Raw genomic sequence first — 16,053 nt, forward strand, 5'->3', positions numbered from 1 at the left:
CTGTGATATTCAATTTTTTTGTTGTTGAGAACTAATTTTTAGATTTAAAAGCTTAGTTTAGATTGAATATGCTTAATGTTTTTGTGTTACAATCATAGTATTTAATATAAAATAATGGAATAAAGGGGTTTAGTCTATGCGTCTTGTTTTAACAGAAGATTTAAAAGAGAATATGACACTTGCCAAAGCAATATATGACAATGGAAATATTTTACTAAATAAGGGAGTGAAGAATCTTTATAAATATAAAGATAAACTGCTGGCAATAGGAGTAAAACATCTTTATGTGGAAGATGAATATTCAAGAGATATTAAAGTAGATGAAGTTATAAAAGAAAAAACAAGAAGAAAAGGAAAAGCTATCATAAAGAAGAATTTTGAAAAAATAAAAAAGGGTGTTTTTAATATCGATATTGAAGGATTTAAATCAGTTATTGAAGATATTCAGGCTGAATTGGAGATAAATGAAGATGTTCTCCTCAATCTGGCTGATATAAAAGCCACAAGCACCTATACTTATGATCATTCTGTAAATGTAGGGATTGTATGTATTGCACTTGGGAAAATTCTGAATTATTCCCCAGATGATCTTTTTAAACTTGGGATGGGAGGAATGCTGCATGATGTCGGCAAAGTTTTAATTCCTGAAAAAATACTAAATAAACCTGACCGTTTGGATGATTATGAATATAGTGTAATAAAAAAACATCCTCAGCTTGGTTTTGAACATCTGCAGCAGCTGGAAACTGTTAGTCCTCTGTCGAGAATAGTGGCTTATTCACACCATGAACGGGTTAATGGTTCGGGATATCCCCGCGGCCAAAAAGGAAATAATATTCATGAATTTGCCAGAATTGCTGCAATAGCAGATGTATTTGATGCTCTCACCAGTGATAGGGTATATAGAGATCGCTGGCCGACATATAGAGCTGCTGAATATATAATGAATAACACAGAAACACTTTTTGATTATGCATTTGTCAAAAAGTTTCTGCGCAAAATATCTTTTTATCCCAATGGATCAGAAGTTATTTTAAGCACTGGTGACCGGGGTATTATTTCCGAACAGAATATTGGTTTTCCTACACGTCCTATAGTTAGAATAATTGAAGATAAAGATGGAAAAAAGAAAATAAAAGAGCTGGATCTTATTAAACATCTGAACATTGTTGTAGAAAAAGTGATATTATAACTCAGCAGGTGAAAAAATAAGCAGAGATTAAGGGCTGACTCATTTAAACAGAGATCAACCCTTAAAATTTTTATCTAAAACAGCCAAGAAAACTCCATCTAAATCTTGTTTTTGATTTAGATGGAGAGGTTTACAAAAGCAAGCAGCTATTATTTTATTTTAATATTTTTAAATTTCTTTGTTTGTTCAGTTATTGCTGCTTCAGTAGGAAGTCTTTCAATACTGGAAGCACCAAAGAATCCAACCACATTTTCTGTCCTCTTGAGGACAAATTCTGCATCATCAGGCATTGCAATCGGACCACCATGGCAGATAACCATAACATCCGGATTAACACTTTTACCGGCGTCTGCTATATTCTGAACTTTTTTAACACTTTCTTCTAGAGTAAGAGCTGTCTCTGCCCCAATACTTCCACTGGTAGTTAAACCCATATGTGCCACCAGAACATCAGCTCCGGCCTCTGCCATTGCTTTTGCATCTTCTTCGTTAAATACATAGGGAGCAGTAAAGAGATCAAGCTTATGGGCTTTTCTTATCATTTCAATTTCCAGATCATACCCCATACCAGTTTCTTCTAGATTTTGTCTAAATACACCATCAATTAAACCCACAGTAGGAAAATTTTGAACTCCTGAAAAACCCATATTTTTCAAATCTTTTAGAAATATATCCATCAACCTAAAAGGATCAGTACCACATACTCCTGCAAGAACTGGAGTTTCTTTTGCAACGGGGAGTACTTCTGATGCCATCTCCACAACTATTCCATTGGCATCTCCATATGGCAGAAGACCTGCCAGAGATCCGCGACCAGCCATTCTGTATCTTCCAGAATTATAGATTATAATTAAATCCACTTCACCTTTTTGAGCAAACTTTGCTGATATACCTGTTCCAGCCCCTGCTCCTACAACAGTTCTGCCTCTATCTATTTCTTTTTGAAGACGTTTTCTTATTTCACTGCGTGTAAATGCCATTACCTTCATCCCCCTTTTATTGATTTTCAATCAAATTTATCAATTTCTTTGCCATCATTCTGGCAAATTCTTTATCATTTATATCAGTATCCTTTTCAATGACTTCCACTCGATCTTTATTTATTTTTTCCTTTAAAGTTTCAAAAAGAGTTTTATCTTCTTCAGGACCATAAAATGGCTGACCTTCCACATCAATCATTGAAACACCTTTTAAAGGCAGAAAGAGAGCAGTTTTTCCTTCTGCTTTATTTAATTTTTCTGCAATTATTTCGGCAAGTTTCCGATTTTCTTCTACAGTTGTCCGCATAAGTGTTACAGTTGGATTATGTTTATAAAGATTTCTGTCTTTAAATTTATCTGGTACAGAATCGATCGGACCAAAGTTGACCATATCTAAAGCTCCTGTAGATACAACCTGAGGAATTCCCTTTTTGCCTGCAGCTTCAAGTCTATCCGGGCCAGCAGATAAAACTCCACCAACAAGTTCATCACATAATTCTGTGGTAGTTATGTCCAGAACACCCTTAATAAACCCTTCTTCTACTAAACTTTCCATAGCTTTTCCACCGGTTCCAGTAGCATGGAAAACAAGAACTTCATATCCGTGTTCTTCAAGATATTTTCTGGCTTCTGTGACACACGGTGTGGTAACTCCAAACATTGTAGCAGCTATCAGTGGTTTGTGTTCTTTTAATTCAGGTTTACTTCCCTTAACCATACCAACTACTGCAAAAGCAGCATTTGCAAGAATTTGAGAAGAAAGGCTGTTAACTCCCAGTATATCCACAACTGAATACATCATTGTAATATCCTTAATACCAACATATGGTCTGGTATCTCCAGAAGCAAGAGTAGATACCATAACTTTTGGCACACCAACAGGTAATCTTTTCATAGCAGTAGTTCCAATAGTAGTACCGGCAGAACCGCCTAAAGAAATAATCCCATTGATTTTTTTATTTTTATAAAGGTTTTCGACGATTTCAGCAGCGCCATTTGACATAACTTCCATTGCCTGTCCCCGGTCTTCATCACTGCGCAGTTTTTCTATTGTCTTTCCGCCAGCAGCCGCCACCTCAGCTCTTCCAATATCAGGAGTAAAAAAAGGCTTTTCCATTACACCAGCATCAATAACAACTGTGCCCAGACCTTCTTTTTCTATTACATTTTTTACATATTGGAACTCTTCACCTTTAGTATCAAGTGTACCCAGAACAGCAATATTTTTCTCCATAATCAACCTCCTTTAGAATGAGAGTTTTCCAAAAAAATATTCCCTCCCTTCTCAAAAATTCCAAAATTTCCTGAGATAGTGAGAAAAGACCTGGAACTGTGGTGTTACTGATGGTTTTCTATAATTATTGTCCTACAAATATTCTAAATTGTCAAATTATTTTTAAAAAGGAGTTTCCCTAAAATTATTTTTAGAGTTACAAAAAAGAGATTTCGCTATAAATATAATTTTCAAACTCATATACTAGAAATTTCAATATACTAACATCACTTTCATCACTTTGTTTGGCAGCATAATTTAAAAAATGGGAAAAATTTCTTGTTGTTTTAATTTGAGTTTACATTAACAAAACTTTATGGTATTATTATAACCATAAAAAATTATTTTTGCTTTAAAGCAGTAAAGTATTAGAAAAAATGGTACAGAAATGCAAATTTTAAAGGAGGAATTAAAAAGATGAGCAGAAAAGTAGTGAGTATTGTTGCAATGATGGTGTTAATGGTCTCAATGTTAAGTATGTTTGCAGCAGCAGAATATCCAGAAAAAGCAGTTCAGTTTATTGTACCATGGTCTCCAGGTGGAGGTAGTGATACTTTAATGAGGATTGTGGCTAAACATGCAGAAAAATATCTGGGTGTACCGGTTCCGGTCATTAATAAACCTGGGGTTAGTGGTACAGTAGGGCTGCGCGAACTGAAAAATAAACCGGGTAATGGATATACCATTGGTCAGATTCATGAAGGTTTACTGGCAGCATATCATGTTGGAATAACAGATTTGAACTGGGATGATTTTATTCCTGTAGCAGCAATGACAAGTTCTCCTCAGTTTCTTGCCGTAAGAAAAGATGCACCTTATGATACTGTTGAAGAACTGGCAGAATATGCTAAAAATAATCCGGGAGAAATTAGTGTTGGTGTTACTTTAAAAGGTATACCACATATCTGGGCAGCAATTTTTGAAAAGGCACTTGATACCAAATTTAAGTATGTAAGCTATGAAGGTACAGGAGAAAGAGTGCAGGCACTTGCTGGTGGATTTATAGATATAGCCATGATTGATTATGCTTCAGGTAATCAGTTTGTCGAAAATGGAGATTTTAAATTTATTGCTTTTGCAAGTGAGGAGCGCTCTGAAAAAATGCCTGATATTCCAACACTTAGGGAAAAGGGTTATGATATGATCTGGACTGTACAGCGCGGTATAGTACTGCCAAAAGGAACTCCAGAAAATATTGTAAAAACATTAGAAGAAGCACTAAAAAAGACGGCTAATGATCCAGCGTATATTGAAGCAGTAGAAAAAACAGGATCAGAAGTTCAGTTTAGGGGACATGAAGATTATAAGGCATATCTAGAAAAATTAGATGCTGATATTGCTTCAGTAGCAGAAGAGATAAAATAAATTATATTATTTAGAAAAAATATTAATTTATACCTGCAGAGAGCTTATCACTTCTCTGCAGGTAATTTTATAATGATAGTAAAGGAGTAGGCTAATATGGGTGAATTGACAGCAGGTATTATATTTTTATTACTGAGTATAGTTATATTTATTCAAACATTTCAGCTTCCAGAATCTCAGTATGATCCACTTGGCCCGGCCGGATTTCCAAGATTAATAGTGGTCATTATGGGGATTTTAGCAGCTGCACTTATCATTAAAAAATTAAGAGCAAAAGATTTTAAAAAAATTGAATTTAATTTCAAAAAAATTTTTAGAGATTATAAGCTAATATTTATATCACTTTTTAATTTTTTGCTTTATATTTTGCTGATGAAATTTATAGGTTTTAGAATCTCTACATTTTTATTCGTTTTTCTAACTCAATTTATGATTGGACCAGAGGAGAAGAGTGGAAAAACATATTTTATAATAACTTCAATTGCTCTATTTTTAAGTCTGGGTTCATATTATTTTTTCCAGAGTTATTTGAGCGTTATTTTCCCACCAGGAATATTTTTTGAATAGAACTTAAATTTAATATAATTAATAAATGAGGGATGTCCAATGATAGAAATGCTGGTACTTGGATTTGAAGAAATCTTAAGTTTTCATTTACTTTTTAATATGTTTTTAGGAACACTGGCAGGTATTATAGCAGGTGCTATTCCAGGATTTACTATTACTATGGCTATTATTTTAACACTGCCATTTACATTTGGAATGTCACCAAATGTTGGCCTGGCAACAATGCTGGGAGTTTTTGTGGGCGGACTTTCTGGAGGTTTAATAACTGCATCATTGATCGGTATACCAGGTACCCCTTCTGCTGTAGCAACAACTTTTGATGCTTTTCCAATGGTGCAGAAAGGTCAGCCAGGTCGTGCACTTGGGATAGGAATATGGGCTTCGTTTTTTGGCTCTCTGATAAGCATGATCCTTTTAATTACTCTTGCTCCACAGGTAGCAAATCTTGCCATGAAGATTGGTCCATGGGAATATTTTTCTTTAATTGTTTTTGCTTTAACTATAATTGCAAGTATTACCGGTGATTCGGTTATAAAAGGTTTGCTTTCCGGTTCACTGGGGCTTTTAATAGCGACAGTAGGCCTTGATCCGATGAGTGGATTTACAAGATTTACTTTTGGTATTTTATTTTTGGAAGCAGGTGTACCGTTTTTAACAGTTTTAATTGGTGTATTCGCTGTTTCCAGACTGCTGACTGAACTTGAGGCAAAAGATGAGGTTAAATCTGGGGAAGAACTTGTGACAGGTAAAATAAAGTTCGAACCATTTGCAACTATGAAAGAAGTATTATCTCAGCCGTTTAATTTGATAAGATCATCTCTGATTGGTTCTTTAATTGGAGCAATTCCTGGTGCTGGAGCCAGTATCTCCAATATTCTTGCCTATGATCAGGCAAAAAAAGGTTCAAAACATCCAGAGCTTTTTGGTACAGGTATTGCAGATGGAATTATTGCATCTGAAGCCGGTAATAACTCCACAGCAGGCGGAGGTTTAATTCCCATGATTGCTCTTGGTATCCCGGGAAGTGCGGTTAGTGCAGTAATGCTTGCTGCCCTGCAGCTGCACGGTATTAATCCGGGCCCGATGTTGATAAGGAATAATCCGGATATTGTGGGTACAATATTTGTTGGATTTTTTGTTGCTACATTTTTTATGCTTATCATTCAGTTTTTTGGAGCAAGATTGTTTTTAAAGATAACAAAGATTCCCAAATATATTTTAGTTCCTACAGTTATGGCATTATGTGTGATCGGCTCATATCTATTAAATAATAGGTACTCTGATCTTTATATCCTATTTGTAATGGGAGTTGTCGGTTATTTTCTCAAAAAATATAATTTTGCACTGGCACCGGTTATTCTGGGAGTTATATTGGGTCCAATTGCAGAAACAAACTTAAGAAGAGCTATGATGACAAGTTCAGACTGGACTCTGTTTTTTACAAGACCAATTTCACTTGGATTTTTATTACTTGGTGTTATCTCGATTTTTTATGCTTACTGGCAGAATAATAAAATGAAGAAAAATAGGGCAGAGTCTTAAAAAATAAACTTAAACTAGAAATTAAATATTTGAAATCAATTAACCACACTTTGATCAAGAGGTGTGGTTTTTTCTTGAATGATTTGTGAAAAAAATGATTTTAAATTAAGCTGTATAAATCTTTAAAGGGATATAGTTTTTCATCTAGAAATATAATATCAGAGTTAAATATTTTGAAATTTTTTGAATTTGCCTGGGAGGAATTAAAATATGACCGAAGAGATTACTTTTGCTCTGGATATTGGAACAAGAACTATTATTGGACTGCTGGTAAAAAAAGAAGGAAAAAAATATAAAATTATAAACTCAGCTGTTAGTGAACATCAGACAAGGGCTATGCTTGATGGCCAAATTCACAATGTTGCTGATGTTGCTGCAGAGGTAAAGAAGGTAAAGGAGGAGCTGGAAGCTAAATCAGGCATTACTTTAAATAAAGCTGCTGTTGCTGCAGCTGGTCGTGCTCTAAAAACAGTTTCGGAAAGTGCTGAAATTGATCTGGAAAAAAGCAGATATATTAAAAATGGAGATGTTAATCGTCTGGAAATATTAGCAATTCAGGCAGCACAAAATCGTTTAAAAAAATCGGATAAAAAAGAAAACTTTTATTTAAATTATCATTTTGTCGGTTACACTGTCAGCAGTTATTATTTAGATAATATGGAAATAGGAAGTCTGGTTGGTCAGCGGGGCAAAAATTTGCGGGTAGATCTTGTAGCTACCTTTTTACCCAGAGTCGTAATAGATTCTCTACTGTCTGTTATCAGTAGTGTTGGTCTGGAGGTTGATCACATAACACTTGAGCCTATTGCTGCTTCTCAGGTAGTAATTCCAGAATCTATGAGAGGTTTTAATCTTGCTCTTGTAGATATAGGTGCTGGTACTTCTGACATAGCTGTAACCAAGGGAGGATCAATTATTGGTTATGATATGGTACCAACTGCTGGTGATGAAATAACAGAAAAAATATCCGAAAAATTTTTGATAGATTATAATTCTGCTGAAAAAATAAAATGCAGTTACGGTGAAAATGAAATTTTAAAAAGCAGAACTATTCTCGGTGACGAAATTGAAATCACTAGAGAAGACATAAAAAAAGCAGTGGAACCTGAACTGGATGATTTAACACATGCAGTTGCAGCCAGTATTTTGAAGATTAATAAAACACCGCCCCAGGCCGTTATATTTATAGGTGGAGGTAGTTTAACTCCTGAATTAAAAAATAAATTTGCAGAAAAAATTGATTTAATAGAAAGCCGAATTGGAATCAGGCATAAAGATGATCTTGATAATGTAGCAGGCGAGATTGATAATATCAATTCTGCACAGACACTGACACCGATCGGTATTGCTGTAACTGCTCGTGAAACAAAAAACAGGGCAGTTTTTATTGATGTTTCTGTAAATAATGAAGCTGTAAATCTGCTCAGCATATCTAAGCCAACAGTGGCTGATGCTCTGCTTGCTGCAGACATAGATATCGGAAAATTAACTGCATCTCCCGGTATGGGATTGACATGTACTGTTAATGGTAAAATGAAAGTAATAAAGGGGGAATTGGGCCAGCCCGGGGAGCTGCTCCTTAATGACAAAAAGGCAGAGCTTGATACAGAATTAAGCTCTGGAGATAATATAATATTTGAACCGGCTAAACCGGGCAAAAATGCAGAAGCATTGATAAAGGATGTTATTCCAGAAAAAGATATTGTTGATTATAATCTGTATTTAAACGGCAGTAAAAATCGTGTTGGTACAAAAATCTATCAAAATAATAAACTGCTCAGTCCTGACAGCATCCTTAAAGATGGTTCAGAAATAAACTACACAGTTCCCAGGACAATTAGAGATGGACTGTCTCAAATTCTTGAAATACCTTCTAAAAAGTTGGATAATAAAAAATTTAGCTTTTATTTTAATGGAAAAAAAGAAAAAATAACTGATTCTCTTTATATAATTAAAGAAAATGGCAGAGAGGTTAATCCAGATAGAAAACTGGAAAATAATCTTTATCTGGAAATAGAAGAAAAAAACACTCCAGGATTGACAGCTGCTGAATTTTTAAAATCTAAAGGACATAAAAATATAAACTTTGTTTTTAACGGCAGCAGTTTAAATATACCGGATAAAATATGGAAGCTGACAGTAAATGGAGAGGAAAAAGATCTTAATTATAAAATAAAAGAAGGTGACCAAATAGAGGCTGAATCTAAGCCACTCCAAGTTAGAGGAGTTTTTGAATATATAAATTATAATATATCAAAATCCATGCTGGACAGTTTAATAATTGAAATAAATGGCAGCAAAGCAGATTTATCAGCCCAAATAACTGAAGGAGATAAGCTTTATATTGCTCCTGATAAAAAATGAATTTTAAAAATCCAATCTAAATTTAATCTGATGTTTTATATAAGGAGGCAGAGATGTTTTATCCACTAAAATTTGATCATAAATATGTTGCTAAGATCTGGGGAGGTAGAAAATTAAAAAATTATAGAGATGACCTTCCTGATGGTGATATTGGTGAGAGCTGGGATATATCAGCTTATGATGATAAAATAAGTGTTGTAAAAAACGGAAAATTGGCAGGTAAAAATCTGAAAGAACTCTGTGAGTTGTTTCCGGTTCAGATACTGGGAGAAAAATTAAAAAACAGTGATTTCCCACTTTTAATAAAAATTATTGATGCACAGTCCAAACTTTCTATTCAGGTTCATCCTGATGAAGACTCTGCAGAAGATAATGAAAATGTATCAGCTAAAAATGAAGCCTGGTATATTATTGATGCTGAACCAGAATCTTATGTAATTGCTGGTACAAAAGACTGTTCGAAAAATGAATTTAAAAAAGCAGTAGAAAATAATGAGATTGATAATTATATTAATAAAATTAGGGTTAAAAAAGGCGATGTTTTTTTTGTTAAGGCAGGACTTCTGCATGCAATTGGACCGGGTGTATTTCTGGCAGAGGTACAGCAGAGCAGTGATACAACTTACAGAGTGTATGATTATGGAAGAGATAGGGAACTTCATCTTGATAAAGCTTTAGAAGCAATTGATTTTGGGGTTCAAGCTGAAAGAAGAAAAGGACTTAAAGTTGAAAATGACAGTTATAATATTACATATTATTGTTTAAACAAAAAGTTTGCCCTGGATATGATCGAAATAAACAGCAGCTACAGAAGTTCCGGGGAAAAGAACCGTTTTTATATTTATACAGCTGTAAAAGGTAGTGGAACAATAAACTGGAATGATAAATCTTTAGAAATTAAAGAAGCTGATAGTATTTTAATACCCGCCTATGCCGGAGAATACAGCATAACAGGTGAGCTGATATTATTGAGAAGTTATGTGCCAGATATAAAGAAGACAGAAACAGATATTTTGAGTATTATTGAATAGAAGCAGATTTTAGCTGTGTTAGTGAACCTCTCCATCTAAATTAAAAAACAAGATTTAGATGGAGTTTTCTTGGCTGTTTTAGATAAATTTTTTATAAAAGAAGAAAGTGTGGGCCTAAATATGTCACAAATAAAAGTTGGATTGCCAGCAGCATTATTATATTATTATTATTTTCCCTTCTGGTTTAAATTATTTGATGAACTAAATATAGAGCTTGTAGTTTCTGATAATACTTCTCGGAAACTCCTTGATAAAGGTACAAAAAATGCAATTTCAGAAATATGTGTTCCCATAAAAATTATGGTAGGACATATATTAAACTTAAAGGAAAAGGAAGTAGATTACATATATTTACCAAGATTTAAATCACTAAAAAAAGGAACTGTAATGTGTCCTAAATTTTTGGGACTGCCTGATTTAATCAAACATACCTTTCCAGAATTTAAAAATATTATTATATCTGATATAATTAAATCAAAGAGTGATAATATTTCTCAGTATCATAATTTTATTAATCTTAAGGAAAAGTTGAACAGATCAAAATTTGATATGAAATCTGCCCTTAAAAAATCAGCACTTTTTTGGGAGAGATTTAGAGAATTATTATTTTCTGGTTATTTAATTGATGATTTTTTAAAAGCAAATAATATAAAAAGTCTGGAAAAAATTATTGCCGATCTGGAGCAATCTTCTCTGCTGCCCCAGAGCAAGCAGCAGGAAAGCTTCGGCAGAGAGGAATTTATTGATATTGCACTGATTGGATATGTTTATAATGTTTATGACAGTTATATAAACATGGATATAATTAAAAAATGTAAAGAGTTGGGAGTTAGAGTCCATACTTTTTCGATGGTAAAAGAAGAAATTATTGAGTCAGAATTAAAAAAATTGCGCAAGCCAATGTTCTGGGAGTTTACAAATAAATTGTATGGAGCCTGTGAATATTATCTTAAAAATAAGCGGATAGATGGAATCATTCATTTAACTGCTTTTGGCTGTGGCCCTGATTCAGTTTTAAGCCAGATTCTAGAGTTTGATGCAAAAAATTATAATAAACCCTTTATGACTCTGAGGATTGATGAACAGACCGGTGAAAGCCATATAATTACCAGAATAGAAGCATTTGTAGATCTATTGAGGTTAAAAAAGGAGGAGTGCTGAATGAAGCTTTCATTTCCTTATATGGGGCCAACAATAGTATATGCAAAACTGCTGGAGCTGCTGGGACATGATATAGTAATGCCTCCCAGACCTAATCAGGAAGTAATTGATTTAGGTGTAAAATACAGCCCTGAATTTGCTTGTTTCCCCTTTAAGGTTATTACCGGCACATATCTTAAACTGATGGAGGAAGATGTAGATACATTTGTTACAAGTGGTGGACACGGTCCCTGCCGGGCCGGATATTATGGTGAAGCACACAAAAGAATTTTAGCTGATTTAGGTTATGATGTGGAAATGATAATAATTGATGCACCTTCAGATGATTATAAGTATTTTTATAATATATTAAAAAAGCTGAAAGGAAATAATTCATGGATTAAAGTATTACAGACTATCAATATAGTTTATAAAATGGCACAGGCTCTGGATGAACTGGAAAGAAAAGTGGAAATCTTAAGAGCCTATAATAAAAACTCAAAATTTAATAAGATCTGGATGGATATTGAAAAAAATTTTTATAAAATTAAAAATTTATCAGATGTAAAAAACTTAAAAGCAAAATATATTGATAAACTGTCAGAATTTAACAATACCATTCCAGCTGAAAAAGAAAGATACCGCATTGGTATTGTTGGAGAAATATTTGTAGTTCTGGAGAAGTCTATAAATTATCAGATTGAAGAAAAGGTAAACTATTTTGGATTTGAAACCGAAAGATCTCAATATTTATCTGAATGGATAAAAGAAAATATAATACCTTTTGCCGGCAGAGATCTGGAAAAAATAGCGAATAAGGGCAGAGAATTTATTGAGATCAATATAGGCGGCCATGCACGAGAAAACATCGGACATATTCTGGATTTTAAAGAAAGGGGTTTTGATGGAATTATACATTTAAAACCATTTGCCTGTCTGCCGGAATTAATATCTCAGAGTGTTGCGGATTCAATATCCGAAAAATATGATATTCCCATTCTCACTATTTCAATAGATGAGCAGACTGCTGATGCTAATATTTTGACCAGAATAGAGGCTTTTTTAGATATGATTAGAGAAAAGAGGTACAGGGAGGTTGTTTGAGTGGAAAATTTGTATTTAGGTGTCGATATTGGTTCAGTCAGCATCAATATAGTTGCACTGGATAAAAATAATGAGCTTATGTTTAAATTATATGAACGAAATTCAGGAAATCCAATTGATGTGGTAAAAAACGGGTTAAAACAATTTAAGAAAAAAATTAATTTTGATAAATACCGAATGGGAGGAGTTGGAGTAACAGGAAGCGGACGGCAGCTAATTGCTTATGTTCTTGGAGCAGATACTGTAAAAAATGAAATAACTGCCCATGCAAGAGCTGCGACATATTATTATCCTGATGTTGGTACAATTTTCGAAATAGGTGGTCAGGATTCCAAATTAATAATTGTTGAGGATGGACTAGCCGTTGATTTTGCAATGAATACAGTCTGTGCAGCAGGCACAGGTTCATTTTTGGACCACCAGGCTGAAAGGCTTGGCATACCTATTGAAGAATTTGGCGGTCTGGCCCTTGAGGCTGAGCGAGATGTTCGCATTGCAGGTAGGTGTACGGTATTTGCAGAATCTGATATGATCTCAAAACAGCAGTATGGGTTTACCAAACCAGAGATAATTAAGGGACTTTCTGAAGCGCTTGTCAGAAATTATATGAACAATTTGGTTCGAAACAGAGTTTTAAAAGAAAAATATATATTTCAGGGAGGTGTTGCTGCTAATGCAGGTATAAAAGCCGCTTTTGAGGAAGAGCTGGATGCAGAAATAATTGTGCCGGAATATTATGATGTTATGGGTGCAGTAGGTATTGCAATGCTGGCCAGGAGAGATATTTTAAGAAATAAAATCAAAACAGGGTTTAGAGGTTTTGAAATAACAACTGAAGAGTTTAAGACCAGGAGTTTTCAGTGTGGAGAATGTGCTAACAATTGTGAGGTTATAGAAGTTATTGCTGATGAAAAAATAATAGCAGTTACTGGTGACAGATGTGGAAAATGGACTGCTTCACTGGAAGACAGGGTTAGAATGGATTTAAACAGAAGAGATGCAAGCAGTAATTTACAAAAAAATCAGTCTAAACATAAGAGTGAAAATGATATTTACAAAAATAATGAAGATAAAGAAAAAATAGTGAGGCAGGAATTAGAAGAACTTGAAAGAAGTGAAGAGATAAGTGGTATTAAAAAATAATAAAAGGTTAAAATAGGCTGGTGAAAAAATGGATTACAGAATTGAAAAAGATAGTCTTGGCGAAGTTAAAGTTCCAGGAAATAGGTATTATGGTGCTCAGACAGAAAGAGCCAGAAAAAATTTTCCTATTGGGGAAGAAAAAATACCTAAAGAGATTATTAATGCTTATGCAGTTATTAAAAAATCTGCAGCTGCTGCCAATCATGATTTAGGTCTGCTGGATAAGACCAAAAGAGATTATATTATTAAAGCCGCTGAAGAAATAACAGCAGGTGTTTTAGATGATAATTTCCCCCTGGCAGTTTGGCAGACTGGTTCAGGTACTCAGACCAACATGAATGTTAATGAAGTTATAAGTAACCGTATTTCTGAACTTGCAGGAGAAGAGATTGGAAGCAAAAAACCGGTGCACCCCAATGATCATGTAAATATGTCTCAGTCTTCCAATGATACGTTTCCTACAGCTATGTCTGTAGCAGCAGCATTAAAAATAGAAAACGAACTTTTTCCTGTATTGGAAAATTTAATCTCTGTTTTAAATAAAAAAGCGGATGAGTTTAAAGATATTGTAAAAGTAGGACGCACCCATCTTATGGATGCGACTCCCATTAAACTTGGTCAGGAATTTGAGGCATTTTCAGCTCAGGCTGAACAGAGTCTGACAGTTATAGAAGATGCTTTAAAATATATAAAACATCTTCCAATTGGCGGAACTGCAGTTGGAACAGGTTTAAATACTAAAGCTAATTTTGATAAAACAATTATAAAATATATAAATAAAGAAACAGGACTGAAATTTGAGCCAATGAAGAGCAAATCAGCAGGTATTGCCGCCCACGATAGTTTTGTAAATCTTAGTGGAGCCCTAAAAACTTTTGCATCTTTTTTAATGAAGTTAGGTAATGATATCCGCTGGTTATCATCTGGCCCAAGATGTGGTATAGGAGAGATAAAAATACCGAAAAATGAACCGGGAAGTTCTATTATGCCGGGTAAAGTTAATCCAACTCAGGCGGAGGCACTGGTACAGGTTGCTGTACAGGTTATGGCAAATGATACAGCTGTTAATATAGGTGGAGGTAGTGGTAATTTTCAGTTAAATGTCTGTAAACCTCTAATAATTTATAATATTCTTCAGTCTGTAACTCTGCTGACAGATGCAGTAGATTCATTTAACATAAGATGTCTTGAAGGAATTGAAGCAGACAATGAAAAAATAGAAAATTATCTTGATCAGTCACTGATGCTTGTCACAGCCTTAAATCCTGTACTTGGATATGATAGGGCAGCCGAAATAGCTGGTAAAGCTTATAAAGAAAATATAACTCTCAAAAATGCTGCTGTTTCTCTCGGCTATCTTACAGAAAAAGAATTTGACAGCTATGTTGATCCTAAAAAAATGGCAGAACCCAATTTATAAATAAAGCAAAATTTTGCAGTAATGAAAATATTAATAGCTATATATAAGGGGGACAAACATGAAGTTAGAATTAGAAAGAGAAAAAATTATAAAGTATGGAAAGAAGCTGGTTACTTCTGGGTTAACAAAAGGAACAGGCGGCAATTTGAGTATCTATAATCCTGAAAGAGGACTTATGACTATTAGTCCGAGCGGTATAGATTACTTTGATATCAGATTAGAAGATGTTGTTGTAATGGACCTAGAGGGTAATGTAGTTGAAGGCCGCAGAAAGCCGTCAAGTGAATATGCTATGCATAAAATATTTTACAAAAAAAGAGATGATATTTTTTCAGTGGTACACTGTCATTCAGTTTATTCCACAACTATTTCAATTTTAAGAGAACAGATTCCGGCTTCTCATTACATGATAGCACTGGCTGGAAAAAATATAAGGTGTGCTGAATATGCTACATATGGAACAAAAGAACTGGCAGAAAATGCATTTGCAGCTATGGAAGATCGATATGGGGTTCTGCTGGCAAATCATGGCCTCCTAACTGGTGCAGACTGTATTGAAAATGCATTTAATACAGCTGAAGAATTAGAATATGTTGCAGAAACATATTATAGAGCCAGATCAATTGGTGAGCCTGTCATTTTATCTGATAATGAAATGAAAAAAATGCAGAAGAAATTTAAGACATATGGACAGGCACGTAGTTAATTAATTTGATTTAACTACCATTGCTGATGTTAAAGAAAATAGGGCAGATTTTATATTAGAGAGAATAGATCATATATTTATTTGATATATCCATAATTTTATTGAATTATTATTCATATAGAATGATATTCGTGATAGAAGTTATAGTCTGCTAGCAAACCTCGTGGGCTTGCCCCGAGAAAATAGCAGACGGTTTTGAATTTCAATTATTATGTTTAGCTAATAA

Annotated in this window: 12 protein-coding genes and 1 pseudogene; 11 read left to right on the forward strand and 2 right to left on the reverse strand. The window is 34.1% G+C overall.

Annotated features, from left to right (window positions below; genetic code table 11):
* The first annotated feature begins 136 nt into the window (after window positions 1-136).
* A complete protein-coding gene (locus tag DFR78_RS10865) occupies window positions 137-1,192 on the forward strand; it encodes an HD-GYP domain-containing protein (protein WP_114458867.1) in 1,056 nt (351 codons plus the stop codon).
* Between the two features lie 149 nt (window positions 1,193-1,341).
* Here DFR78_RS10865 and DFR78_RS10870 read toward each other — a convergent pair whose 3' ends face one another.
* Window positions 1,342-2,172 carry a phosphoenolpyruvate hydrolase family protein gene (locus DFR78_RS10870; RefSeq protein ID WP_114458868.1) on the reverse strand — a complete coding sequence of 277 codons (831 nt, stop codon included), beginning with the start codon at window positions 2,170-2,172 and terminating at the stop codon, window positions 1,342-1,344.
* Window positions 2,173-2,188: 16 nt separating this feature from the next.
* The gene (locus DFR78_RS10875; protein WP_114458869.1) at window positions 2,189-3,406 is read right to left on the reverse strand and encodes a Tm-1-like ATP-binding domain-containing protein; all 1,218 of its coding nucleotides are present in this window, start codon (window positions 3,404-3,406) and stop codon (window positions 2,189-2,191) included.
* Window positions 3,407-3,862: 456 nt separating this feature from the next.
* Between DFR78_RS10875 and DFR78_RS10880 the strand changes: the two genes are divergently transcribed.
* From DFR78_RS10880 to DFR78_RS10925, 10 genes and pseudogenes are all read left to right on the forward strand, one after another.
* Window positions 3,863-4,810 (forward strand): tripartite tricarboxylate transporter substrate binding protein, encoded by a 948-nt coding sequence (locus DFR78_RS10880; RefSeq protein WP_199505615.1) that lies wholly within the window; start codon window positions 3,863-3,865, stop codon window positions 4,808-4,810.
* A 96-nt stretch (window positions 4,811-4,906) separates the two neighbouring features.
* The gene (locus tag DFR78_RS10885) at window positions 4,907-5,377 is read left to right on the forward strand and encodes a tripartite tricarboxylate transporter TctB family protein (protein ID WP_114458870.1); all 471 of its coding nucleotides are present in this window, start codon (window positions 4,907-4,909) and stop codon (window positions 5,375-5,377) included.
* A 39-nt stretch (window positions 5,378-5,416) separates the two neighbouring features.
* A complete protein-coding gene (locus DFR78_RS10890; protein WP_114458871.1) occupies window positions 5,417-6,919 on the forward strand; it encodes a tripartite tricarboxylate transporter permease in 1,503 nt (500 codons plus the stop codon).
* A 210-nt stretch (window positions 6,920-7,129) separates the two neighbouring features.
* Window positions 7,130-9,283, forward strand: a complete 2,154-nt coding sequence (locus tag DFR78_RS10895) for a cell division protein FtsA (protein WP_114458872.1) — start codon at window positions 7,130-7,132, stop codon at window positions 9,281-9,283.
* Window positions 9,284-9,336: 53 nt separating this feature from the next.
* Window positions 9,337-10,314, forward strand: a complete 978-nt coding sequence (locus DFR78_RS10900; protein ID WP_114458873.1) for a type I phosphomannose isomerase catalytic subunit — start codon at window positions 9,337-9,339, stop codon at window positions 10,312-10,314.
* Window positions 10,315-10,443: 129 nt separating this feature from the next.
* Window positions 10,444-11,475, forward strand: a complete 1,032-nt coding sequence (locus DFR78_RS10905; protein ID WP_114458879.1) for an acyl-CoA dehydratase activase-related protein — start codon at window positions 10,444-10,446, stop codon at window positions 11,473-11,475.
* Window positions 11,476-12,558 carry a 2-hydroxyacyl-CoA dehydratase gene (locus DFR78_RS10910; protein WP_114458874.1) on the forward strand — a complete coding sequence of 361 codons (1,083 nt, stop codon included), beginning with the start codon at window positions 11,476-11,478 and terminating at the stop codon, window positions 12,556-12,558.
* Window positions 12,559-13,521: pseudogene (locus DFR78_RS10915) on the forward strand (acyl-CoA dehydratase activase); the annotation flags it as partial.
* A gap of 208 nt (window positions 13,522-13,729) precedes the next feature.
* Window positions 13,730-15,121, forward strand: a complete 1,392-nt coding sequence (fumC, locus tag DFR78_RS10920; RefSeq protein ID WP_114458876.1) for a class II fumarate hydratase — start codon at window positions 13,730-13,732, stop codon at window positions 15,119-15,121.
* 58 nt (window positions 15,122-15,179) lie between these two features.
* Complete coding sequence (locus DFR78_RS10925; protein WP_114458877.1) at window positions 15,180-15,827, forward strand: L-fuculose-phosphate aldolase; 648 nt, start codon at window positions 15,180-15,182, stop codon at window positions 15,825-15,827.
* Window positions 15,828-16,053 lie beyond the last annotated feature (226 nt).

This window comes from Halanaerobium sp. MA284_MarDTE_T2 (assembly GCF_003337245.1).
Lineage (GTDB): Bacteria > Bacillota > Halanaerobiia > Halanaerobiales > Halanaerobiaceae > QPJE01.